This window comes from Comamonas odontotermitis, assembly GCF_014207855.1.
Classification (GTDB): Bacteria; Pseudomonadota; Gammaproteobacteria; order Burkholderiales; family Burkholderiaceae_C; genus Comamonas; species Comamonas odontotermitis_A.
In genome coordinates this window covers 168931-191342 of sequence record NZ_JACHKZ010000006.1, presented here as the reverse complement: position 1 = coordinate 191342, position 22412 = coordinate 168931, and the positions used below count along the sequence as shown (strand labels likewise).

Sequence of the window (22412 nt, the reverse complement as noted above, 5' to 3'; positions counted from 1 at the left end):
CCAGTTTGTGGTGCGGTACTTGCGCCGACCCCAGTTCGTCTCACTCATCATCCGAGCCTACTACCGCTGCGGCCCGGATTTGTGCAACAAAGCCCCTTGATGTGACAACCTCTCTCACTATGGATTCTGGATTTTCAACAGATACAGAAAGCATGTGTGCTAGCTCTCCATAGTACTCTTTCTGGTTAATCACTCCAGCATCCCAGGCATTTTTTAGACGATTCCTTGTGTTCTTGAAATTTCCGTCTCTTGAATAAGCAAAGATTTCCTTTCTTTTAGCTTGAAGTACTAAATCATCTGCTGGATTTTTTCTGCTTGAAGATGAAAGCTTATTGGATTCAAATGACTGCAGACCATCTGTCGCAATAGATGCCAATGGGGGCTCTATCAAAAAAATGTTGCATATTCTAAATATGAAAAATAGCGTAGAAAATATAGCCAGTATGATGATTGCTGCAAGGAATTTCTTATTATTCATCAATTGTACCGATCTGCATAAATTCAACGATTCGAGGTCTTTTGAAAATTTATGAGTATATTTTACACTTGCCGATATGGCTGCGGAGAACCTTGTCACCAAAGTGAAAAATGATTCAGAGCCTGTGCATTGTAAAAACAGTAGGCCCAGTCTGTATTTGGCCTGGATCATGAATGAACACCCTAAAGCCTTGAACTTCCGGCACAAGCTGTATTGCAGGCGTTGTCCGGGATATGTCTCGCATTGCTCCCAGAGATTCAGGCGTTTCACAGATCGGAATCGATGCTGCTCTTGTGTATGCTGCATGTTTCAGAGAAACTGGGCCCCAAACTTTTAGACAGACAGCGTGGGGGCTGTGACAATAGAAAGTTCCTCTGTCGGAGAAAACAATGGCAAAAAAGACACCTGAGCAAGAAGCGGCAGAGCAATTGCGTTATATCGCTGCATGCGGTGCTGCAAACACCGCCGAGCTGGAGCCATTTTTGACAGACCCGAACCAGGCCATTCGGGCTACCGCAGCTATGAATCCGGATGCAGACGCGGCGATTTTGGATCGCTTTGCGAATGACAAATTCTGGGGCGTGCGTGTGGAGGTGATCCGTAATATCAATGTCAGCAAGCGCACTCTTCTGAGGCTGCTGGAAGCTGACGTTAGAAAGCGCGGAGTGGTACACCATGAGGCGCGTGCAAAACTAGAGCAACTGGGCCTGGCCTTTGGTGCAGATGGTATGCCATCCACTCATCCTGAAGAGTAGGCGCTTCGTGGGATTGAGTCAACCGCCCGGGAAATTGGGGGAAGCCTAAACATGCTGATAGCCGCATAAGCGCGGTACGACAGGCATCTCTCTAAACCACCATTGGCGAGGAAGCGAGCAATGCAAGTGGATCAGAGCCTCCGCTCAATTCTTGGCCTAAACATTGTGCCTATCGCGTCGGTCAATGAGCCAAGCGGGAATACCTGAATGGAATCAGTGACGCCAGACCTAGACCTGAGTGACACGAGTCAAGTTAATCCTTGCCCTCAGATCCGAAAATAGCCGACACAATCAGAATGATGGCGATTGAGCCTATGCCAAGTGGAATAGCGAAGACAAAAAGCCAAAGCATGCCGACTAGGCCCGAGACAAGTCCCGTCACTGCTGGCACTGAGCAATTTGATATGTAGTCAAAACCTGAACAAGAGAATACCCATGAGAGTAGCTTGCCTATAAAAAATAGCACAGCAGGTGTTGCTACAAGCACGAGCACTACGCGAATGGCTGTCTTCATGCTGGAGATTATGACGCACAAGTGATTTTCTTTATTTCATTTTGTTTTATGGTTGCCAATGTGAATGCTGACAACGCATAGAGCTCGTGTGCCGCCAAACGGTTTTTTCTTTTCAGGAGAGTCTAAAGCAAAGTTAAAGAAGGAAGATATGTTGCGGTGTTTCCTACATATACGATCACTTTTAACTTGGAGTTGGGCGTACGTGGACGTTTCCGCCATAGAGGGGTTCGCCGGAATGAGGCGGAAGCTAACTCGCGCTGCTGCCGCGCGAGAGCACCGCTGGCGCCTCTCAGGAGTTGCAGCAGCCTGATAAATGCCAGGGGTAATTCAAGCTTGAAGCGGGAGGGCAAAAACCAGAAACGCCGTATAGAAACAGGCCTAAATAGTCTGGTTTTGTCCCGCTTGTATTCTTGCAGTGCTTATGTGCTTGATTCCATTGCAGAATCATGGTCCCCCCGACAGGAATCGAACCTGTATCTAGCGCTTAGGAGGCACTCGTTCTATCCATTGAACTACAGGGAGGGTGGTCAAGCAGCTATTGTAGGTGGTGTTCGGCGGGTGCCGGACAAACTCTGCCCTGTGTTGTGGCCGCCCTAGTCAAAACGCAATGTGTAGATCAGATCCAGCGCGCTGGTCACGCCTGCCGATCCGCGCAGTTGCAGGTTGCGGGTGAAGTCGTAGAAGATGTAGAGCGCGCCTAAGGTGCCACCCAAGCCGGCTTCGTAGGTCACATACAAGTCCTTGGACAAGCGCTTGCCCAGCGACAGGCCGGCAGAGCCATTGTCGCCACCCAGGCCGATTTCATCCAAGCCCAGGCTTTTGGCGATGTTGCCAGTCAGGCTCTCCCCAGAGCCTCCGCCCAGCAGGGCGAGAGCCGCCTGCTGCATCATGGCGCTGCTGGCGCTGCTGGCGCCGCCGCCCGCGGGGTCGCGGCCCATGACTACCCACGATATTTTTTCGGCGTCGGGCATTTCAGGGTCGGAGTACAGCCGCACGCGGGGCGCCATTGCCGTGCCGCTGACCTGGACACCTGCCTTGACGGAGATGTTGGGCCGCAGTGCCAGAATCTCTAGCGAGGGGTTGTTGTAGGGCCCGTTGAACCGGATCTGGCCTGTCTCTACATTCAGCACCTGTCCCCAGGCGCGGTATCGGCCTTCTTCCGTGGTGATGACGCCGGTGATGCGGGGCATGCCGATTCCGTTGCCGCCAGCGTTCTGCACATTGAGCGTGCCGCGCAGGCGCGTGGTGATGCCATAGCCCTGCAGCGCAAAATCGTTGCCAAGGTCCAGCTTCACATCCAGCAGCATGGGTTTGGCAGGGGTGATGCCGCCTGCGGGCTCGTTGGGCTTGTCTTCAGCAGCCTGGGCCGCCTCCTGCTTGGCCTTTTCGGCAGCGGCGGCGCGGCTGGCCTTGGTGTGCACCACCACATCGCTGCCCAGGGTGGGGGAGGATTCGTTGGCCAGCATGATGCTGGCGCGGTCGACGCGCAGGTCGCCGGTGATGCGCATCTGGCCTTGCTGCAGCTGGCTGCGTACATCCCCGGAGATGCTGACCTGCCGGTCGGCGCGCACCAATACTTGCAGGGCCTTGGCCTGGGTGCGGATGTCCATGGTGATGTCGGGTTTGCCTCCATCGTCGGGCATGCTCCAGCGGATCGTGCCTGTGGCATCCAGGGTGCCGCCATCCACGGGTGCTGCAGTCAGGTTGCCGCTGTAGCCGATGATGCGGGCGCGGCTGCCTTCGCCGCCGTCAAAGTGCAGGCGCTGCAGCGCGAGTTCGTTGCCGTTGAGTTGGGCGCGCAGGCTGCCGTTGCGCAGGTCCACTCCGTCCAATTGCGACTGGATATGCATTTTGTCGGCCAGGACGCTGCCGCTCCAGCGCGGGTCGCGCAGGTTGCCCGATAGCTGTACATCGGCGCCCAGGCTGCCTGCCACGCGCCATCCAGGCGGGGCAAAGCTGGCCCAGATGCCCAGGTCTGGCATCTGGGCTTTGATGGCGCCGCTGAGCGGGGCGTCGGGTGCCACGGTTGCAGCCAGATAGTCTTTGCCTTCGAACTGCAACGCGGTCTGCAGATCGGCATTCAGCTCGCCCGCATTGGCCGAATCCCAGCGCACGTTGGCGCGCACCTGGCGGTCTTGTACGGTCAGGGTAACGGTTGCAGCGCGGATACCGGCTGTGATGGTTTCCTTTTGCTCGGCAAAGGCTTTGGCAAGGCTGCCCTGTTTGCCGCTGGAGTGGAAGGTGACGCTCTTGGGGCGGCTGCCCTGTATATGCAGGCGCAGGTCGCCGCTCGCACGTTCTACCTGCAGTTTGGCGTTCAGGCCATTGGTGGTGCTGATGTCCCACCGGCCTTGCACGACGAGGTCTGAATCGAGCGGGCTGGTGCCCTGGTTTTGGTTGGCATCGGGCTTTTGGAAAGCGCGTGCCCAGCGCAGTGGCAGGCCTTGCACGCTGCCGGTGCTTTGCAACTGCACGGTTTTGTCCGCGCCCTGGCTGAACTGGAGCGGGTTCCACTGCAGTACGACGGTGCCCGCTTGCGGGCCGGTGAGGTGCAGTTGGCCTGCGCCAGTGCTGGCGGTCAGCGCTTGTTTGCCTTGGGGCAGTTGCAGCTTGAAATCGAGTGGCTGCTGCAGCGCCAATTGCCATGGCTCCTTGTTGGGCGGGAGCGTGGCGCGGGCCTGCAGCTGGCTGAGGCTGCCTGTCCATTGTTGTTGCGCATTGCTGCTGGCTGCCAGCTTGATCTGGCCGCCAAATTGTTGCTCGCCATGGCGCGCTTCGGTCTGCAGGTCGGCCTGTATTTTGGCCAGATTGCCAGTCAGCGCTAATTGGGTGTTGCGCAGTTGCCAGGTGTCCTCGGCATTGCCGCTGGTGCGCACGGTCAGCTGCTGGGTGTTGATGGCTGCCTCCAGCGCAAACGGTTGTGCGCCTTTGGAGGCAATGCCTTCGGGCAGCTTGGTGAGGATGCCTGCATGCTGCAACTGGCGCAGGGCATCGCCATAGCCGCCGCTGTAGTGGACCTGGGCGTCAAGGCCGCCCTGTGCACTGAGGGCTGGGGGCAGCGCCTCGGCAGCGCCGGGCACCTTGCGCAGCCATCGCAGCAATTGCTCTGCGTTGGCCAGTTTCAGAATCACATCGCCCTTGCCTTGCGTAGGGGTGGTTTGGGCTTTGATGTCGAGGTTGGCGCCGGGCACTTGTGCGGCGATACGCCCCGAGCCGCTCCGCTGCTCGATATTGGCCACCAGTTGCTCGGCACTCAGGTGCGCGCCCAGTGCGTCGATCTGCGCGGTCTGCAACTGCAATTCGGGCGCCTTCCACCGTCCTTTGGCGATGATGTGATCGATCGGCAGACGGGCCGGGTCTTTGGCGTTTTTGGCACTCTTGGTGTTTTTGGCGTCTGGCGCACGGTTGGAGCGTATGTCGATGTCAAAAACGATAGCGTCATCCTGCGACTGGGCAGTGAGTTTGCCCGAGAGCGGCGCGCTGTCCACGCGGGTGTCGATGAGCGCAGGGTTCAGCGCCTGCAGTTGAGCTTGCAGCGCGGCATGGTGGTCTGCCAGCCGGTAGTGACCTGCGGCTTGCAGGCGGCCGTCGCCTAGCTGCACGGTGGTGCCACCCAGCACATCGACACGCTGGCCGTCAAACAAGGCCTTCGCCTGCAGATGCTGGATGGGCAGGCGCTGCGCGTCCAGCGGGCCGGGCAGCGCATTGCTGATGTCGACGGCGATGTCGAGGGGCACGGGCAGCAGCGCGGGTGCCGCGGCATCTGTGCGCGCTTCGGCAGCTGGGGCGGGCAGGGCGGGCGCAGGGCTGTCTGCATGTGCTGTAGCCAGTGCATCGGCCTGGGCTTGCGTCACCGCGATTTTGCCGTTGAGCAATGTGATGGGCAGGTTAGGCAGAAGGGCTGCCAGATTGACGCTTTGCACGGTGGCCTGCGTGGGGCCGACCGGCCAGGGTTTCCAGGGGTAGATGGTGGCATCCACATCGGCTTGCATGGGCGGGGCTTTGGCCAGGGCCTGTGCGGCCTGGTCCTGGCCATGCTGCCGTGCCTTACCGCCTGCAGATTTGGCTGGCGGCTTTTGGGGTTGGGCTGCCGCATCGTCTGCCGGCGAGGGCTGCGCAATCTGGGGTTGGAGCTGGGCTACCACGCGCAGGCTGGCATCGGCACCTGCCAGGTTGCCAATGATGTTGGCCGAGGCATCGGCCAGCATGGCAGGCAGCTGTTCAGTGGCCGGTTGGTCTGTATGGGCTTGCAGCTGGGCATCAAGCTCCATCGGCGCCAACGCGCCCAGGGTGAGTTGGGCCTGGTAGCTGCCGTTGAAGGCCTGTACGCTGGTGATCTGCAGCCGATGCTTGTCGCTCTGGTACAGGTAGTGGCCCTGCAGACCGGCGATGGTGACGGGCTGGGCAGCGGCCCAGACGATTTCATCCACGGAGAAGGGAATGTCCAGCACCCGCAGCGGCAGCGGCAACTGTTCCAAGGGCTGGGTAGGCTCCTTGGGTTGTTCCATGCCCGAGGGTGTGATGGTGAGCTGGGCGATGTGGATCGGTGCCAGGCGCACTTCACGATCCCAGATGTTATCGAGGGTCCAGCCGATGGTGGCGTTGCTCATGTCAACGCGGATGGCTGGATTGCTCCATTGCAGATTGCCAATGCTGCCGCCTCGGCGCAGGCTGCCGCGCACATCGGAGGCTTGCAGTTGCTGGTCTGCCGGTAGGTAGCGCTGCACGATGGCGATGACGCGAGCGAGCGAATCGTCTTGCCCGCTCCACCACCAGGCGCCGCCCAGCAATGCAGCGACAGCGACAATGAGCGATGCCAAAAACCATAGCAGCCAGCGCACAATGCGCCTGCCCCGGCTTGCTTTTTTAGGAGGAGGCGGAGGCGTTGGCTGGGTGCCCTGCGGCGTGGAGATAGAGGTGTCTGCCATGGTCAAAAGCTGTATCCCAGACGCAAATGCAGGCGAAAGCGTTGGTCTTTCAGTCCGTAGGCCACATCGGCCTGCAGCGCGCCCACCGGGCTGCGCCAGCGCAGGCCCGTACCAATGCCCCAGTAGGGCGTCATGTCGCCAACCTTGTCAGCCACCGAGCCCACATCGGCAAACACGGCCGATTCCCAGTCGCTGACCTCGCCATTGCGCACCAGGGGGCGCTGGTATTCAACGCTGCCCACGTACATGTAGCGGCCGCCGTAAACCTTGTTGCCAGCAACGCTGGCGCCGATCTGTTTGTAGCCATAGCCGCGCACGGTGGTGTCACCACCAGTGATGAACAGCTGGGTGGCAGGGATGACGGCAGAATCCTTGGCCAGGATTGCACCGCCTTCGGCCCGCAGGGCAAGGCGTGCCCCGCGCGAGCTGCCATTGGGGGCGGTCACCGTTCCGGCGGGCACAAAGCCTTGCCAGCGCAGCAGGGTACGTATGAACGGATCGCGCTGGGGCGTGAGCGTAAAGCCCGCGCCCAGTTCTGCAGCAATGCCATAGCCGCGCGTGGGATTGGTGTTGTTGTTGAAGTAGCGGCCTGTCCAGCCGTAATTGGCGCTGATGGCGCTACTGGAGGGGATTTTTTCCAGTCCTTGCACAGATGACGAGAAGTCGTATTGCAGGAATGCGCTGCGGTCGATGTGGTCGGTGCTCTTCTTGTGACCGCCGCGGATCTGGGTCGAATTGATGGTGAAGTCGCCATTGATTTCACGCTTGATCTCGCCCCCAGCAAAGTCGGCCCAGCCGTCCTCACCGGGCAGGTCGGTCCATTCGGTGCTGATCAGTTTTTTGTCGCGCTCGAACGAGAGCTTGCTTACCGCGCGCCAGCCCAGCAAAGGCATTTTGTTGTGGGTATGGTCGAGGCTCAGGCGTGGCCCGGTATCGGTGGACATACCGATGCCGAAAACCACTTTTTGCAGCTTGGCCTCGCGCACCTGGGCAATCACAGGGGCCGCTTCGGGCGTCTGGGTGTCGGTATCGAGGGTCAGGAAGACCGAGTCGTAGTAACCGCTGGCGGCCAGACGGGTCTGGGCGTCGAGCATGGCGGTTTCGCTGTAGTCGCGGCCAGTGGGCAGGCGCGCGATACGGGCGGTGCCGACCGGGTCGTAACGCTCAGCGCCCTGGATCAACAGAGGCCCGAATTTGTACAACGGGCCGCTGTCGTAATGCACTGACAGGCGGGCCTGGTTGGTGTCGCCATCAATGTCGGCCTTGCTGGATTCGATCTTGGCGGTGGGGTAGCGGCGGCGCTGGAGGGCGCGCAGGCCTTCGGATTTCGCACCGTCCCAGCCTTTCTGGGTGAATCCGGCGCCGGGTTGCAGATCCCAGTTGCGCTGCAGCCGCTCGCGCCGGCTGGCAAAGTTCTTCTCTTCGGTCACGGCGCCGCTGTAATCCAGCGCCACGTCGGCCACCTTGGTTTGTACGCCCGGCGTGACGGAGATGACGATCTGCGGGCGTGCTTCGCTGTCTGCTGCAGATATGCCGTCGCCCACAGGCGCCGCTCCTGTATCGAACACATCAATTTGTATCTCGGGGCTGAAGTAACCCAATGTGCCCAGCAGTTCACGCACGTTCTCATCGGCGCTGCCCAACAGCCGCGTCAGCTCGGTCAACTGGAGCCCAGGAAAGCTGCGATAGCGTTTGAGGTCGATGTATTGCTCCAGATACTTTCTGACATCGTCAGGCGCTTTCACCGTCAGATCGAAAGCGGGCTTGTCGCTGTCGGCTTCGGTGCTGCTGGAGTCCTTTTCTGCCGCGGTGGCTGCGTTCTGCGCATCCTCGCCATTGGCGTGCGGCGTGCTGCTGCAGCCAGCCAGCAAGGCAGAGAAAGCAATAAAAAACGCCGGCAGGACCGGCGTCGTCAGGCGATATCGCATGGTCACTTTGACAGCAACCGCATTGTGTCCTCCAGGCCTTTCAATGACAGGGGAAACATGCGGTCGCCTACGAGTTGTTGTATCAGGCTGATGCTCTGGCGGTATTGCCAGACACCTTGTGGTTCGGGGTTGATCCAGGCGTGCTTGGGAAAAGCGTTGGTCAGGCGCTTGATCCATTCGGCACCGGGTTCTTCATTGTTATATTCAACCGAGCCACCCGGTTGTAGGATTTCGTAAGGACTCATTGTGGCATCCCCTACAAAGATCAGTTTGTAATCCTTGTTATATTTTCTGATGATGTCCCAGGTCGGGAATTTCTCGGCATAGCGGCGTTTGTTATTTTTCCACATGTAGTCGTAGACGCAGTTGTGGAAGTAATAGAACTCCAGGTGCTTGAACTCGCTTTTGGTGGCAGAAAACAGTTCTTCGACGCGCTGAATGTGGTCATCCATCGTGCCGCCTACATCCATTAGCAGCAGCACTTTCACGTTGTTGTGCCGCTCGGGGATCATCTTGATGTCCAGATAGCCCGCATTGGCGGCGGTGGCTCGGATGGTGTTGGGCAGATCAAGTTCAAGCTCGTTGCCATCACGGGCAAATTTGCGCAGGCGGCGCAGCGCCACCTTGATATTGCGCGTGCCCAGCTCCTGGGTGTCGTCGTAATCGCGGTAAGCGCGCTGCTCCCACACTTTGACTGCGCTACGGCTTTTACCGGGCCCACCGATGCGTATGCCCGCTGGGTTGTAGCCGCCGTGGCCAAACGGGCTGGTGCCGCCAGTGCCGATCCACTTGCTGCCGCCTTCGTGGCGCTCCTTCTGTTCTTCAAGCCGCTGTTTCAAGGTCTCCATCAGCTCATCCCAGCCCATGGCCTCGATCGCTGCCTTTTCCTCGGGGCTCAGCTCTCGCTCCAGCACCTGCTTCAGCCAGTCCTCCGGCAGCTCCTTCTTCCAGTCGGTGAGCAACTCCATGCCTTTGAAATACGCAGAAAAAGCCTGGTCGAACTTGTCGAACAGCTTTTCATCCTTGACCAGGCAGGTGCGCGCGAGAAAGTAGAAGTCGTCCAGGCTCCAGGCATCTTCCGATCGCGGGCCAGCCAGGCCTTTTTCCAGCGCCTCCAGCAAGGTGAGCAGTTCCTTGACCGAAACCGGCAGTTTGGCCGCACGCAAGGTGTAGAAAAAGTCGATCAGCATGGGGTTGTAAACAATTTGTAACGGAAGCGGGCTAGTCTTTCCAGTCTAACGGGACTTGGGGAGCACGCTGCCATGGTGATGATCAAAACGGACAAGGCCAGGCAGGCATTGCGCAACCGTGCCAGCCTGTCGGTGCAGGAGCGGCAGATCCTCATCTTGTGCGATGGCATCCGCTCCCGTCAAGAGATTGCGGGTTGGCTCGGTGACAGCGCACTGGCGTTGATGGACAGTCTGCTCGCCCAGGGGTATCTGGTGCAGCGGCCTGTGCAGGGGCAGGCGTGGACGGTCCGCGATTCCCATGATGCGCTGCGCATGGCATCGCAGGCATCTGTCGCGGCCGCAGAGCCGCGCGAATCCACGCTGATGCCGGTGGGCATCGATCTTCAGCCATCGCGCCCGGCTCCTTTGGTATCTGCGCTTGCGCCTGCACGGGAGGCGCTGTCCTCCTCTGCCGCCAAACGCTCATTGGCCGCATGCAAGATGTATGCATCCGGCATTTTGCAGATGCAGCGTGGCGGCGATGCCCAACACATGCTGGCCCAGCTCAATGCCAGCCAGAGCGAAAGCGATCTGGTGGTCAACCTGCTCAAAGTGCTTCAGTTTCTGAAGCAAAAGACCAATGCCAGCTATGCGGACAACGTCAAAAAGCATATGAGCAATATCCTGCCGGAGCAGCATCTGCCCGCATTGCAGGAAGGCCTGCTGAGCAGGCTGTGAACAGCGCCCGTCGGGGCATAGGCGCAGATGGATGCCGTGCTAGCATGAACCATCTGTATTGGTGCGTCCGTCGAATTCCATGCACAGCAATCTGCTTCCCCAACTGTGGACAGGCTCTGTTTTCATCTTGCATCTGCTGGTTGCTGCCCGCGCGCTGACGCGGGCCAACCGCTCGCCCGCCTCGCGTGCCGCATGGGTGGCGGTCATCATGCTGGTGCCTCTGGCGGGCATTGCGGCGTATCTGTTGCTGGGCGAGACCAGCATCGGGCGCTCCCGTGCACGGCGGCTGCGCAAGGTGCAAACCACTTTGCAGCGCCCGGTGCAGACACCTGCGCAGGTGTCCGGAGCGGCTGCGTCCCTGGTCGCCCTGGCGCATTCCATCACCGGGTTTGATGCGGTTGCGGGCAACCGCATTGCGCTGCTGGGTGATGCGGCTGCAGTGCCGGCCCAGCCCATGGTCAACTCCAAGGCGGCCATTCACCATCTGATCGACGATATCGCACAGGCGCGCCAGCAGGTGCATATCGCCTTTTACATCTGGCTGGCCGATGACACCGGCCAGCGTCTGGCGCTGGCCGTAGCCGCTGCTGCACGCCGCGGCGTGCAGTGCCGGGTGATGGTGGATGCGTTGGGCTCGCGCGCCTTTCATGACAGTGCCCTGTGGCGTGAGCTGGCGCAGGCTGGCGTGCAATTGCTGGCCACGCTGGATGATGTGAGCCGCCTGCGCCATATGGCGCTCAGCCGTGTCGATTTGCGCGACCACCGCAAGCTGGTCGTCATTGACAACCGCATCGCCTATTGCGGCAGCCAGAATTGTGCGGACCCGGAATTCCGAATCAAGGCGAGGTATGCGCCCTGGATCGATGTACTGCTGCGTTGTGAGGGGCCGGTAGTGCGGCAGATGCAGACGCTGTTCTTGAGCGGCTGGATTCCAGAGACCAATGAAGCCGGACTGGACGACCTGCCCAATGCACCAGTGGCTGCTGCAGATGTGGCCCCTGGCAACTGCGTGGCGCAGGCCGTGGAAACAGGCCCCACGGCGCGGCACAACGGCATGTCCGATCTGTTTGTGGCCAGCATGTATGCAGCGCGCCACGAGCTGCTGATCACCACGCCATACTTTGTCCCGGACGAGGCCTTGCTGCGCGCTCTGTGCGCTGCGCCCCGGCGCGGGGTGGCGACGACCCTGATCGTGCCCGCCCGCAATGATTCATGGCTGGTGGCGCAGGCCTGCCGCAGCTGCTATGCCGATCTGCTGAGCAACGGCGTGGCACTCTATGAATATCCGCTGGGGGTATTACACGCCAAGACCTTGACCCTGGACGGCGAAATCAGTCTGGTGGGATCGGCCAACATGGACCGCCGCAGCCTGGAGCTGAACTACGAAAACAACCTGCTGATCAGCGACCGCGAGGTGACGGGCAGCATACGCGCAAGGCAGCTGGGCTACCTGTCCGTGTCAAAGGCCGTGGATGTGGCGGCGGTGCGTGCATGGCCGTTCCATACCCGGCTGATACACAACGTTGTGGGCATGATGGCGCCGGTGCTGTAGCTTCAAAACCGCTGCTTTGGCCGGCGCTCTAGGGTACCTACGGGTGGGGTGAAAAATCAGCGCGGCTTGTTCAGCAGGTACAGCAACTGTGCCTTGGCTTCGGGCCATTCGCCAGCGAGCATGCTGTACATCACGGTGTCGCGCACGGTGCCATCGCGGCGCGGCGCATGGTGGCGGATCACCCCGTCCTTTCTGGCGCCCAGGCGCTCAATGGCCCGCTGGCTGGCAAAGTTGAAGTTGTCTGTCCGCCAGCCCACCACGGCGGCGCCCAGGGTTTCGAACGCATGGGCCAGCAAGGCAAGCTTGCAGGTGGTGTTGACGTGGCTGCGCTGCACGCTCTGCGCGTACCAGGTGTAGCCGATTTCCACACGCTTCAAGGCGGGCACGATGTCGTGGTAGCTGGTGCTGCCCAGCACCTTGCCCGTGACTTCATCGATGACGGCAAATGGCATGCGGTTGCCCGCTGCGCGCATGTTCATGGCCTGCTCGATGTAGAGCCTGGTGTTTTCCGGCTCGGGAACAGAGGTGACACGGATTTTCCAGAGCTCGCCATCCTGCGCAGCGGCACGCAGGCCGTCCTCATGCGCAAAGTCCAGTGGGGTGAGCAGTACGCCATTGCGGCGCAGATCGATGGGTTCTACAAAGGCCATGGTGTTCTCGGTTGTTATGAATTTGATAGCTGATTGCGTTTTACTGCAAGGCGCATCAGCCAATTTCTATCTGGATTTGCGCCAGCGCCGGGCCAGTTGAAGGCCTGCCCCGCCGCCCAGGCCCACCAGTGCAATGGCGGCAATGCTGCCCGCGCTGTAGCCTTCTTCAAACAGCGGCCAGCCCAGCAAGTGCGAAATGCCCCAGCCAGCCAGTGCGCCGGCCAGAAAGCCAACGGCGTCCGTCAACCCTTCGGCCAGCAACTGCTGCGGCGTGGCCATGCGCTGCCTAGCGGTTGCGCTGGTTCATGAAGACCAGCTTCTCGAACAGGCTCACGTCCTGCTCGTTCTTCAAAAGCGCGCCCACCAGGGGTGGCACGGCAATCTTCTGGTCTGCGGTCTGCAACACCTCGGGCGGAATATCTTCGGCAACCAGCAGCTTGAGCCAGTCGATCAACTCGCTGGTCGATGGCTTTTTCTTCAGGCCGGGCAGGTTGCGGATTTCGAAGAACACCTTCATGGCCGCCGACAGCAGGCCCTGCTTGAGCGTTGGGAAATGCACCTCGACGATCTGCTTCATCGTCTCCGCGTCGGGGAACTTGATGTAGTGAAAGAAGCAGCGGCGCAGGAAGGCGTCAGGCAGCTCCTTCTCGTTGTTGGAGGTGATGAACACCAGCGGGCGGTGCTTGGCGCGGATCATATCGCGCGTTTCGTAGCAGTAGAACTCCATGCGGTCGAGTTCGCGCAGCAGATCGTTGGGAAACTCGATGTCGGCCTTGTCGATCTCGTCGATCAGCAGGGCCACGGGCTGGTCTGCGGTGAAGGCCTGCCACAGCACGCCCTTGACGATGTAGTTGTGGATGTCATGCACACGGGCCGCGCCGTCCACATCGGCAAGCTGGCTGTCTCGCAGACGACTGACTGCGTCGTACTCATACAAGCCCTGCTGTGCCTTGGTGGTGGACTTGATGTGCCACTGCAGCAGCGGCATGCCTAACGCCTGCGACACTTCTTCCGCCAGCATGGTTTTCCCTGTGCCGGGTTCCCCCTTGACGAGAAGCGGTCTTTGAAGGGTAATTGCCGCATTGACCGCGAGCATCAGGTCATTGGTCGCAACGTAGTTCTGTGTGCCTTGGAATTTCATGAAAGAGAATGCAGAATCGAGGTGACAGGGTCTGTTTGAGCGTTGACTATAAACTTAGACACCGCCAAGGCGCGGTAGCTTTTCCACACGATTGTGCGCGCAAAATGAATAAAACATTGACCACGGTATTTGCATTGGCTGTCGCGTCTGTGACGGGTTGGGCGGCGGCTCAGGAGGTGAAGGGTGATGCCAAGGCGGCTGAAGGAAAAATTGCCATGTGCATTGGCTGCCACGGTATCGTGGGGTACAAGGCCAGCTTTCCCGAGGTGTACCAGGTTCCAAAGATTTCGGGCCAGAACGGCAAGTACATCGAGGCAGCGCTGCATGCCTACAAGAAGGGCGACCGCAAACACCCCACGATGCGCGCCATTGCCGATTCGCTGACCGACCAGGACATTGCCGATCTGGCGGCGTATTACGAAAAGCACACCACCGGCGATGTGACGGTGGCCGAAAAGCCATCGAGAGAGCCGAGCACCAAGACTGCCGAGTTGCTGAAAAAAGGCACCTGCGCATCGTGCCATGGTGACAATTTCTCCAAGGCCATCGATCCCACGTATCCCAAGCTGGGCGGCCAGAACGCTGACTATCTGTATGCCGCGCTCAAATCCTATACCGTCGAGAAAAGCGGGTACATCGGCCGCTCGCACCCGGTGATGGGGGCCATGGCCAAGCAGTTCAACCATGCAGAGATGAAAGAGCTGGCCGACTATATCGGCAGCCTGCAAGGCGGTTTGCAGACCGTGCCGGAGTCGCGCTTCCGCAGCAAATAAGGCAGAAAATAAGCGAGCAATGGCGGGCAACGCAGCAGTGGCCTCAGCAAAAAACGCCCGGCAATGCCGGGCGTTCTGCTTTCTTGGGGGAGTGGAGGGCGGCGCTCAGTCCTTGGTGGCGTTGCGCTGCACGGCCGCCACGTAGGCGTCACCATCGGGTGGGCGGCCCGAGCGCTGGCTCTCCCACAGCATGCTGCCCAGGCACTCCATGGCGACGTGGTGCGCATCGTGCAGCGAGCCCAACCGCCTGGCAAGCAGTTCCACTGCCTGGCGAATGCCGCGCGGCTGGTCGATGCTGCATTGCTCGCTGATCGACAGGTGCATGGACAGGTGCAGAAACGGGTTGGTCTTGTCGGGTGTCAGATCGTAGTTGCGGGCGATGGCCGCATCCACGTCGCTCAGGTCTTCGCGGTACTCGGGGTGCTCGGCAATCCACAGGCCCGCCAGGGTTTCGATGGCTTCCATGGGCTGGCCCGCTTGCTGTTTGGCATGCGCAGCACAGAAAAAGCGCCGCACATCGGCTTGGGAGGGGTTGAACATAGGGCGCAAAGCGTAGCACGCAGCCGGTGGGCTGCGTGCGTCTACGGTCAAATGTGGGCCTGCGGGTCATCCGGCTGGTGCGGGTAGGGGCTGCTGGGGGCCTGCTCGGCTTCCTGCGCCTGGGCCTGGCGTTCCTGGCGCTCGCGCATCATCTGTTCCACCAGCTGATCGCGGCCCTGGCGGCCCACGGCCAGCATGGTTTCGCGGTCGTTGCGGTGTTCGTACATCTTGTTGGTCAATTCGATGTTGTGGGCACGGAACACCGTGACCACATACTGTGCATCTTCAGGCGTGTAGCCCATCAGCTCCAGCGTCTTCTCGGCTGTCTGCAGGCTGGAGTCGAACAGCTCGCGGTCCACATATTGCACGCCCATGTCGCGCAGGGCAAACCAGTGCGCCACGTCTTTCGCACGGGTCACGATCTTGAGGTGCGGGAAATGCTGCTGCACCAGCTTGACGATCTGGTTGGTCTGGCTTTCGTCGTCGACCGCGATCACCATGACCTCGGCCTTTTCTGCCCCGGCGATGCGCAGCAGATCCTGCCGGGTGGCATCGCCATAGAACACGCGGTAGCCGAAGTTCTGCGCCACCTGGAGCATCTCGACGCTGTGGTCCAGAATGACCGCCTTGATGCCCTGGCTCAGCAGCACACGGGTCACGATCTGGCCGTAGCGGCCGAAGCCGGCGATCAGCACGGACGCCTCCTGCTGCTCGTGCAACTCCTCTGGTGCGTCTTCACCCGTGGCGAGGTTGGCAAACCGGGGCATGAGCCAGCGGTCCATGGCGGCCACCATCAGCGGCGTGGCCACCATGGAGATAGCCACTGCGCCGATCAGCAGCGAGGAATGCTGCGGGCTCACAATGCCTTGCGCCTGTGCGGCGCTGAACACCACAAACGCGAATTCTCCGCCTTGCGCCAGCAGCAGGGTGAACAGCGGGCGCTCCTGCAGCGGCATGCGCAGCACGGTGGCGAGGCTGTAGATGACGATGGATTTGATGAGCAGAAAAATCACCACGAGTGCCAGCATGGCCAGGGGCGACGACAGGATCACCGAGAAGTCGATGCTCATGCCCACGGCGATGAAGAACAGCCCGAGCAGCAGGCCTTTGAAAGGCTCGATGTCGGTTTCCAGCTCGGCGCGGAATTCGCTGTCGGCCAACAGCACGCCAGCCAAAAAGGCACCGAGCGCCATGGACAGGCCGATCTGCAGCATCAGATAGGCAATGCCCACCACCAGCAGCAAGGCGGTGGCTGTGGAGATTTCGCGGGAATCGCTTTGCGCAATCCAGCGCAGCACGGGGCGCAGCAGGTAGCGGCCGCCCACGATGACAGCAGCAATGATGGCCAGGGTTCTGCCGATTTCCAGCAGCATGTTGCCATCGCTCTGCGCTGCTTGCTGGCCCACGGCCAGCAAGGGCACGAGTGCGAGGATCGGGATGGCCGCTACGTCCTGGAACAACAGGATGGCAAAGCTCGTCTTGCCGCTGTTGGTGGACATAAGGTTACGCTCTGCAATGCTTTGCAATGCAATCGCAGTGGATGACAGCGCCAGGCCGAGAGCGGCAATCAGGGCCATATGCCAGTCAAACCCGAACAGCCAGCCTGCGGCAAACAGCCCTGCCGTGCACAGCAGCATTTGCGCGCTGCCTACGCCAAAGATAGGGCGGCGCATGCTCCACAGGCGGCTGGGTTGCAGCTCCAACCCAATCAGGAACAGCATCAGCACCACGCCGAACTCGGAAAAATGCAGGATGTCCTGCACATTGCTGACCAGCTTGAGGCCGCTGGGCCCGATGATCATGCCGGCCACCAGGTAGCCGATGATGGTGCCAAGGCCAAGGGCTCGTGAAATCGGCACGGCAATGACGGCGGCTGCCAAGTACAAAAAGGTGTAGGTCAGCCAGAGAGGGGCGTGCGCTTCCATGCGTGCAAAAAATGGGGTTGTTGTAGGTGCTTTGGAAAGGAGGTTACGTTTTTTTAGCGATTTGTGGGAATTTATTGCATTTTTTTGCGTTCTGCGTGCACCCAGCAAGCGCGGAGTGCTATGGAAAATATGTGACAGCCCCCGTCGATGGAGCTGGCAGGCAAGCGCAGGCGGGCGCGATAATGGCGGCTTTGCCGTTGTGCAGGGCCTACAAACTGCGGCCTGCCAAGGTACCTGGGCGCTGATAGCCGGACGCGGTGATGCGTGGGGCCAGGCACGACGGAGCCGTTTCTGGATTGATCATGGAATTTCACACCTGGCTGGCCTATCTGGTTGCGGCCATCATCATTGCTGTATCGCCGGGCTCGGGCGCCGTGTTGTCGATGAGCCACGGTCTGTCTTATGGCATGCGCAAGACCAGTGCCACCATTTTGGGGCTGCAGCTGGGGCTTTTGCTCATCTTGCTGATTGCAGGTGCGGGTGTGGGCTCGCTGCTGATTGCGTCAGAGACCGCGTTCAACATCGTCAAGATCGTGGGCGCCTGTTACCTGATCTACATTGGTTTTCAGCAATGGCGCTCCACCGGAGGGCTGGTGAGCGATGCAGCGATGCAGCAGCCCGAAGGCAGCTGGAAAAAACGCACCCTGAGTGGCTTTTTGACCAATGCCACCAACCCCAAGGGCATCATCTTCATGGTGGCGGTGCTGCCGCAGTTCATGACGGCAGATCATCCGCTGTGGCTGCAACTATTGATTCTGTCTGCCACCACCTTGACCGTGGATACCATCGTGATGCATGGCTATGCTGCGAGCGCGAGTGCTCTGCGCCGCCTGCTGCGTGACAGCAAGGCCATGCGCATCCAGAACAAGGTGTTCGGCGGCCTGCTGATGCTGGTGGGCATGGGCTTGTTCTTCGTCAAGCGCTCGCAAAACGCCTGAGCTTGGGCAGCATATCTTTCTTGCTATTTAAATGAGAGCTATTGGCGCCTACATACTGTGCGCCAGTGGCTATTTTTTGTCTCAAACCTATTGGGCGGCACTGCCATCCGGCGCGGCAAAGCCGTTCTGGCGCCAGGCTTCAAAGACGGTGACCGCCACGGCGTTGGACAGATTGAGGCTGCGCTGGCCCGCCACCATGGGCAGGCGCACGCGCTGGGTGAGGGGAAAGCTCTCGCGCAAAGCAGGAGGCAGGCCGCGGGTTTCGCAGCCAAACACCAGCCAATCACCCGGGTGAAATTGAATGTCAAACGCAGGGCTGCTGCCGTGCGTGGTCATGGCAAACATGCGGTCTGCGGCGGGCTGCATGGCGTCGACAAAGGCCTGCCAGCTGGCATGGCGCTGCGTGGCGGCGTACTCGTGGTAATCCAGGCCCGCGCGGCGCATGTAGCGGTCTTCCATGGAAAATCCCAGTGGCTCGATCAGGTGCAGGCGGCTGCCGGTATTGGCGCACAGGCGGATCACGTTACCGGTATTGGGGGGTATTTCTGGCTCGACCAGGACGACGTTGAACATGGGATGCTGTGATAGGAGCGCGCGGCAGAGGCCGCCAAGGCGTGCCAGTGTAGTGACGCAGCAAAGCGCCTGCATGGCGCTGCGTTTTAGTCTGGCAACGGAGTTCTTGCAAAAACCATGGCATCTACCGCAGAGGCACCATGCGCCAGCAGCATGTTTGCCACTGCAGCCAATGTGGCACCCGTGGTCATCACATCATCTACCAGCAACACTTGCCTGCCGCAAACCGCTGCTGCATGGCGCGGCTCGATGGCAAAAGCGTGGCGCAGATTGCGCAATCTCGCTGTGCGACCCAGCTGCACCTGCGCCGGGGTATCGGCCAGGCGCAGCAGCCAGCCAGAATGAAGCACGGCGCTGCCCGGCGTCTGGCGCTGCAGGGCGCGTGCCAGTTGCAGGGCCTGGTTGTAGCCGCGCTCGCGCAGTCGCGTGGCAGAGAGCGGCACCGCAAGCACCAGTTCTGCCTGTTGCAACAGTTGCCTGGTGTGCGGCGCCTGCAACATCAGCTGCGCCATGGGCCTTGCCCATGCCAGATGCTGGTGATATTTGAACTGCTGCACCATGCCACTCCAAGGCGGGCTATAGTCCACCGCTGCATGGCATTGCCGCAGCGGCAGCGGATCAAGCAGGCAAGCCGGGCAAACCTGGCTGTTGGCGGGAAAAGGCAGTGCGCAGCGGTTGCAGCGCCCTGTGGCAGATGGCGCGCAGACGACCGCACAGTCACTGCACAGCCACGGGCTGGGCCAGCGCTGACACACGAGGCAGGTGCCGGGCAGATGTTGCCCCAGGCAGTCTGCAAACCGGCTTGACCACTGTTGCCACCATTGCATGCGGTGCAGGGGAGGAGCCGAAATGCTGCTTTTGCTGCTGCGCATTGCCAAGCCGTTCCTTTCAGAAGACATTTAACCCACGCCCATATTGCGTAGCGGGCTACCCCATGGCTGAATTTTCCACCCCTCCGACGATTGACCCGATAGCCGCCACGCGCTGGCAAAGGCAGGCGCCTGCGCACAGCCCCTGGCTGCACGACGAAGTAGGGCGTCGCATGGAGGAGCGCCTGGCATGGATTATGCAAAAGCCCGCTGCCTGGTGCAGCTGGGAGCCGCTGTACGGTAGCCTGGCTGCGCACCAGCGCGTGGCTGAGCGCTATCCTCAGTCGGCGCTGAGCATTGTCGAAACCCAGCCTGTGCGCGCAGCAGCGCTGCGCGAACACCTCTCCAGCCCCTGGTGGAGCATGAGCCGGTGGCGCCAGCCCAGGCTGCACTGGGGCCAGCCAGAGGCGGGCAGCATGAACATGCTCTGGGCCAACATGGCCCTGCACAACCACCCCAATCCGCAGCAACTGCTGCAGACCTGGCACCGGTTGCTGGCGGTCGATGGGTTCGTGATGTTCTCCTGCCTGGGGCCGGACACGCTGGCAGAAGTGCGGGCCGTCCATGCAGAGCAGGGCTGGCCTGCTGCAAGCCACGAGTTCACCGATATGCATGACTGGGGTGACATGCTCGTGCAGGCCGGGTTTGCCGAGCCGGTGATGGATATGGAACGCATCACGCTGTCGTATTCCAGTGCGCAGAAATTGCGCGCCGAACTGCGCGAGCTGGGGCGCAACCTGCACCCCCGCCGCTTTGGCGCCTTGCGAGGGCGCAACTGGCTCGCACAGCTTGACCTATCGCTTGCGCGACAGCTGGCCCGCGCCGATGAGGAGGGGCGCCTCGTTGTCACCTTCGAGATCATCTACGGCCATGCCTTCAAACCGGCTCCGCGCGTCAAGCTGCAGGGCGAGAGTGTCATCAGCGTGCAAGATATGCAGCAGATGCTGCGTCAGGGGCGCACGCAGGGTGAGTGACCGCTGCCGAGCAAGGCACCGCTGATACTGGCAGTCGCCGGCATGCGCTCATGGTCGCGCGCCTGAAACCATGGGTGCATCGGCCTGGCGTGGAACGCCAATTGCAGCGGCTGTCTAGTGCCTGGGGGCTTTTGTTGTGAAAGCCCTATGATCCCGGGATTGCATGGGTTGCAATATTGCGCAGTTCACGCCATGCTCGGTTTGATGACAAAGTGGCATGAGTGCAACCGCAGGTGCGCTCGGCCAAAGGTGCACCACGCGGCCCCGTGTTCCCCCACATGGCGCCTTGCACTTCATAACGATGAGACGTTGAGAAGTAAGTGACAACTATGAAAAGTGTTTCTCAAAAACTGGCTTCTTTGCTGTTGGTGGCTGGCGCAGGTTTGGCCACTGCAGCACACGCGGTGCAGAGCCTGCCGGGCGGTCCTGCAGTCGGGCAGATGAATCTGGCCCCTCCGGTCACCAAGATTGCTGAAGAGCAGCACACTCTGCACTGGATGATGCTGTGGATCTGCACCATCATCTTTGTCGGTGTGTTTGCGGTGATGTTCTATTCCATCTGGAAGCACCGCAAATCCAAAGGGGCCAAGGCTGCGGACTTCCATGAATCGGTCACCGTGGAAGTCGCCTGGACGGTTCTGCCTTTCATCATCGTTATCCTGATGGCCCTGCCCGCCACGAAGGTGCTGGTGGCACAAAAAGACACTACCAATGCAGATTTGACTGTCAAGGTGACAGGCTACCAATGGAAATGGGGCTATGACTACCTGACGGGCGAAGGTGAAGGCCTGAGCTTTGTATCCACCCTGGACAGCAGCCAGCGCGCCATGTCCAACAGCGGCGATGTCTCCAAGGCGCCCAATGATTACCTGCTGCGCGTCGACAACCCGCTGGTGGTGCCTGTCAACAAAAAGGTGCGTGTCATCACCACGGCTGCAGACGTGATCCACTCCTTCATGGTGCCGGCCTTTGGCATCAAGCAGGATGCGATTCCCGGCTTTGTGCGCGATACCTGGTTCCGTGCCGAGAAAACAGGCGATTACTACGGCCAGTGCGCGGAGCTGTGTGGCAAGGAACATGCCTACATGCCCATCCATGTGAAGGTGCTGTCGGCTGATGACTATTCCGCATGGGTGGCAGACCAGAAGAAAAAGCTGGCTGCCAAGGCGGACGATCCCAATAAGGTCTGGGTGCTGGCCGATCTGGTGGCCCGTGGCGAAAAAGTCTATGCCGCCAATTGCGCAGCCTGCCACCAGGCCAATGGCAAGGGCGCAGGCCCTATCAAGGCGCTTGACGGGAGCCCCGTGGTGCTGGGCCCCACGGCAGACATGATGCATGCCGTGCTGGAAGGCCGCGCCAATGGCGCCATGCCCGCCTGGAAGCAGCTGAGCGATACCGATCTGGCCGCTGTGGTGACCTTTGCCAAAAACCACTGGAGCAACAAGACCGGCACCATGGTGCAACCTGCCGAGTTCGTGGCTGCGCGTGGTGGCAAGTTCCCTGAAGGCGGCGGCTCTGCAGCGCCTGCTGCTGGTACTGCTGCCCCAGCACCCGCTGCGCCAGCTGCCGATGCACAAGCGGCCCCTGCTGCTGCCGCACCAGCTGCGGAGGCGGGTCCATTCCAGGTATTTTTCGCCAGCGGCAAGAGCGATCTGGACAGCGACGCCCAGGCCACAGTCAAGAAAGCGGCAACGGCATTGGCAGCGCAGGCCGGCAAGGTGGTACTGTCTGGTTTTGTCGATTCCACCGGCAATGCCGACCAGAACGCTGAACTCGCCAAGCTGCGGGCCCAGGCAGTGGCCAAGATGCTGACGGACAACGGCGTGGCCGATGCGCGCATCGAAATGCGCAAGCCAGAAACCATTACTGCAGGACAGGGCGCAGACAGCCAGGCGCGCCGCGTAGATATTGTTGCTACGCCATAACGCCCCACCAGTCCAGCCCATGAAGAGCTATCGGAGTCAAGA

At 60.4% G+C, this 22412-nt stretch carries 18 protein-coding genes and 1 tRNA gene; 7 read left to right on the top strand and 12 right to left on the bottom strand.

The features are described 5' to 3' along the window. Window positions 1–40: 40 nt before the first annotated feature. Complete coding sequence (locus tag HNP33_RS07285) at window positions 41–649, bottom strand: hypothetical protein (protein ID WP_184749447.1); 609 nt, start codon at window positions 647–649, stop codon at window positions 41–43. Window positions 650–867: 218 nt separating this feature from the next. Between HNP33_RS07285 and HNP33_RS07280 the strand changes: the two genes are divergently transcribed. Next, window positions 868–1233, top strand: a complete 366-nt coding sequence (locus tag HNP33_RS07280; RefSeq protein ID WP_184706483.1) for a hypothetical protein — start codon at window positions 868–870, stop codon at window positions 1231–1233. Window positions 1234–2194: 961 nt separating this feature from the next. On the opposite strand, the gene HNP33_RS07275 is transcribed toward HNP33_RS07280, so the two are convergent. The 4 genes from HNP33_RS07275 to HNP33_RS07260 all read right to left on the bottom strand — a co-directional run bounded on the left by HNP33_RS07275 (window position 2195) and on the right by HNP33_RS07260 (window position 9793). Then, window positions 2195–2269, bottom strand: a tRNA-Arg gene (locus tag HNP33_RS07275). 71 nt (window positions 2270–2340) lie between these two features. Next, a complete protein-coding gene (locus tag HNP33_RS07270; RefSeq protein ID WP_184706485.1) occupies window positions 2341–6675 on the bottom strand; it encodes a translocation/assembly module TamB domain-containing protein in 4335 nt (1444 codons plus the stop codon). 2 nt (window positions 6676–6677) lie between these two features. Next, a complete protein-coding gene (locus tag HNP33_RS07265; RefSeq protein WP_184706487.1) occupies window positions 6678–8603 on the bottom strand; it encodes an autotransporter assembly complex protein TamA in 1926 nt (641 codons plus the stop codon). Between the two features lie 2 nt (window positions 8604–8605). Continuing rightward, window positions 8606–9793, bottom strand: a complete 1188-nt coding sequence (locus tag HNP33_RS07260; protein WP_184706489.1) for a vWA domain-containing protein — start codon at window positions 9791–9793, stop codon at window positions 8606–8608. A gap of 72 nt (window positions 9794–9865) precedes the next feature. Between HNP33_RS07260 and HNP33_RS07255 the strand changes: the two genes are divergently transcribed. Both HNP33_RS07255 and cls read left to right on the top strand, forming a co-directional pair. Further along, window positions 9866–10510, top strand: a complete 645-nt coding sequence (locus HNP33_RS07255; protein ID WP_184706491.1) for a hypothetical protein — start codon at window positions 9866–9868, stop codon at window positions 10508–10510. A gap of 79 nt (window positions 10511–10589) precedes the next feature. Continuing rightward, complete coding sequence (gene cls, locus HNP33_RS07250) at window positions 10590–12062, top strand: cardiolipin synthase (protein ID WP_184706493.1); 1473 nt, start codon at window positions 10590–10592, stop codon at window positions 12060–12062. A gap of 56 nt (window positions 12063–12118) precedes the next feature. Here the strand turns inward: cls and HNP33_RS07245 are convergent, their stop codons facing one another. The 3 genes from HNP33_RS07245 to HNP33_RS07235 all read right to left on the bottom strand — a co-directional run bounded on the left by HNP33_RS07245 (window position 12119) and on the right by HNP33_RS07235 (window position 13853). Then, window positions 12119–12712 carry a GNAT family N-acetyltransferase gene (locus tag HNP33_RS07245; protein ID WP_184706495.1) on the bottom strand — a complete coding sequence of 198 codons (594 nt, stop codon included), beginning with the start codon at window positions 12710–12712 and terminating at the stop codon, window positions 12119–12121. Window positions 12713–12778: 66 nt separating this feature from the next. Next, window positions 12779–12991: a hypothetical protein gene (locus HNP33_RS07240; RefSeq protein ID WP_184706497.1), complete on the bottom strand. Its 213-nt coding sequence runs from the start codon at window positions 12989–12991 to the stop codon at window positions 12779–12781. Between the two features lie 7 nt (window positions 12992–12998). Beyond that, window positions 12999–13853 carry an AAA family ATPase gene (locus tag HNP33_RS07235; RefSeq protein ID WP_184706499.1) on the bottom strand — a complete coding sequence of 285 codons (855 nt, stop codon included), beginning with the start codon at window positions 13851–13853 and terminating at the stop codon, window positions 12999–13001. A 104-nt stretch (window positions 13854–13957) separates the two neighbouring features. Here HNP33_RS07235 and HNP33_RS07230 point away from each other — a divergent pair, with 104 nt between their 5' ends. Beyond that, entirely contained in the window at window positions 13958–14626 is a 669-nt protein-coding gene (locus HNP33_RS07230; protein ID WP_184706501.1) for a c-type cytochrome, read from the top strand. Window positions 14627–14731: 105 nt separating this feature from the next. Here HNP33_RS07230 and HNP33_RS07225 read toward each other — a convergent pair whose 3' ends face one another. Further along, a complete protein-coding gene (locus HNP33_RS07225; RefSeq protein ID WP_184706503.1) occupies window positions 14732–15166 on the bottom strand; it encodes a DUF1841 family protein in 435 nt (144 codons plus the stop codon). 47 nt (window positions 15167–15213) lie between these two features. After that, window positions 15214–17091 (bottom strand): glutathione-regulated potassium-efflux system protein KefC, encoded by a 1878-nt coding sequence (gene kefC / locus HNP33_RS07220; RefSeq protein WP_184706505.1) that lies wholly within the window; start codon window positions 17089–17091, stop codon window positions 15214–15216. A 302-nt stretch (window positions 17092–17393) separates the two neighbouring features. Here kefC and HNP33_RS07215 point away from each other — a divergent pair, with 302 nt between their 5' ends. Next, window positions 17394–18029 carry a LysE family transporter gene (locus HNP33_RS07215; protein WP_184706507.1) on the top strand — a complete coding sequence of 212 codons (636 nt, stop codon included), beginning with the start codon at window positions 17394–17396 and terminating at the stop codon, window positions 18027–18029. A gap of 87 nt (window positions 18030–18116) precedes the next feature. On the opposite strand, the gene trmL is transcribed toward HNP33_RS07215, so the two are convergent. After that, window positions 18117–18602, bottom strand: coding sequence for a tRNA (uridine(34)/cytosine(34)/5-carboxymethylaminomethyluridine(34)-2'-O)-methyltransferase TrmL (gene trmL, locus HNP33_RS07210; RefSeq protein ID WP_184706509.1), 486 nt, complete (start codon window positions 18600–18602; stop codon window positions 18117–18119). An 86-nt stretch (window positions 18603–18688) separates the two neighbouring features. Further along, complete coding sequence (locus HNP33_RS21010) at window positions 18689–19159, bottom strand: ComF family protein (RefSeq protein WP_325064916.1); 471 nt, start codon at window positions 19157–19159, stop codon at window positions 18689–18691. Window positions 19160–19536: 377 nt separating this feature from the next. Here HNP33_RS21010 and HNP33_RS07200 point away from each other — a divergent pair, with 377 nt between their 5' ends. Together HNP33_RS07200 and coxB are read left to right on the top strand one after the other, a co-directional pair. Next, window positions 19537–20445, top strand: coding sequence for a biotin synthase (locus HNP33_RS07200; protein ID WP_184706513.1), 909 nt, complete (start codon window positions 19537–19539; stop codon window positions 20443–20445). Window positions 20446–20774: 329 nt separating this feature from the next. Continuing rightward, window positions 20775–22370, top strand: a complete 1596-nt coding sequence (gene coxB / locus HNP33_RS07195) for a cytochrome c oxidase subunit II (protein WP_184706515.1) — start codon at window positions 20775–20777, stop codon at window positions 22368–22370. The last annotated feature ends 42 nt before the right edge of the window (window positions 22371–22412 follow it).

Bases quoted from the DNA above. Each gene is read 5' to 3' on its own strand.
- HNP33_RS07225 (WP_184706503.1), bottom strand. From the start codon at position 15,166: ATGTTCAACCCCTCCCAAGCCGATGTGCGGCGCTTTTTCTGTGCTGCG.
- HNP33_RS07240 (WP_184706497.1), bottom strand. From the start codon at position 12,991: ATGGCCACGCCGCAGCAGTTGCTGGCCGAAGGGTTGACGGACGCCGTT.
- HNP33_RS07235 (WP_184706499.1), bottom strand. From the start codon at position 13,853: ATGAAATTCCAAGGCACACAGAACTACGTTGCGACCAATGACCTGATG.
- HNP33_RS07260 (WP_184706489.1), bottom strand. From the start codon at position 9,793: ATGCTGATCGACTTTTTCTACACCTTGCGTGCGGCCAAACTGCCGGTT.
- HNP33_RS07255 (WP_184706491.1), top strand. From the start codon at position 9,866: ATGGTGATGATCAAAACGGACAAGGCCAGGCAGGCATTGCGCAACCGT.
- trmL (WP_184706509.1), bottom strand. From the start codon at position 18,602: ATGTTCAACGTCGTCCTGGTCGAGCCAGAAATACCCCCCAATACCGGT.
- HNP33_RS07285 (WP_184749447.1), bottom strand. From the start codon at position 649: ATGATCCAGGCCAAATACAGACTGGGCCTACTGTTTTTACAATGCACA.
- HNP33_RS07200 (WP_184706513.1), top strand. From the start codon at position 19,537: ATGGCTGAATTTTCCACCCCTCCGACGATTGACCCGATAGCCGCCACG.
- coxB (WP_184706515.1), top strand. From the start codon at position 20,775: ATGAAAAGTGTTTCTCAAAAACTGGCTTCTTTGCTGTTGGTGGCTGGC.
- HNP33_RS07230 (WP_184706501.1), top strand. From the start codon at position 13,958: ATGAATAAAACATTGACCACGGTATTTGCATTGGCTGTCGCGTCTGTG.
- HNP33_RS07280 (WP_184706483.1), top strand. From the start codon at position 868: ATGGCAAAAAAGACACCTGAGCAAGAAGCGGCAGAGCAATTGCGTTAT.
- HNP33_RS07270 (WP_184706485.1), bottom strand. From the start codon at position 6,675: ATGGCAGACACCTCTATCTCCACGCCGCAGGGCACCCAGCCAACGCCT.
- kefC (WP_184706505.1), bottom strand. From the start codon at position 17,091: ATGGAAGCGCACGCCCCTCTCTGGCTGACCTACACCTTTTTGTACTTG.
- HNP33_RS07215 (WP_184706507.1), top strand. From the start codon at position 17,394: ATGGAATTTCACACCTGGCTGGCCTATCTGGTTGCGGCCATCATCATT.
- HNP33_RS07245 (WP_184706495.1), bottom strand. From the start codon at position 12,712: ATGGCCTTTGTAGAACCCATCGATCTGCGCCGCAATGGCGTACTGCTC.
- cls (WP_184706493.1), top strand. From the start codon at position 10,590: ATGCACAGCAATCTGCTTCCCCAACTGTGGACAGGCTCTGTTTTCATC.
- HNP33_RS07265 (WP_184706487.1), bottom strand. From the start codon at position 8,603: ATGCGATATCGCCTGACGACGCCGGTCCTGCCGGCGTTTTTTATTGCT.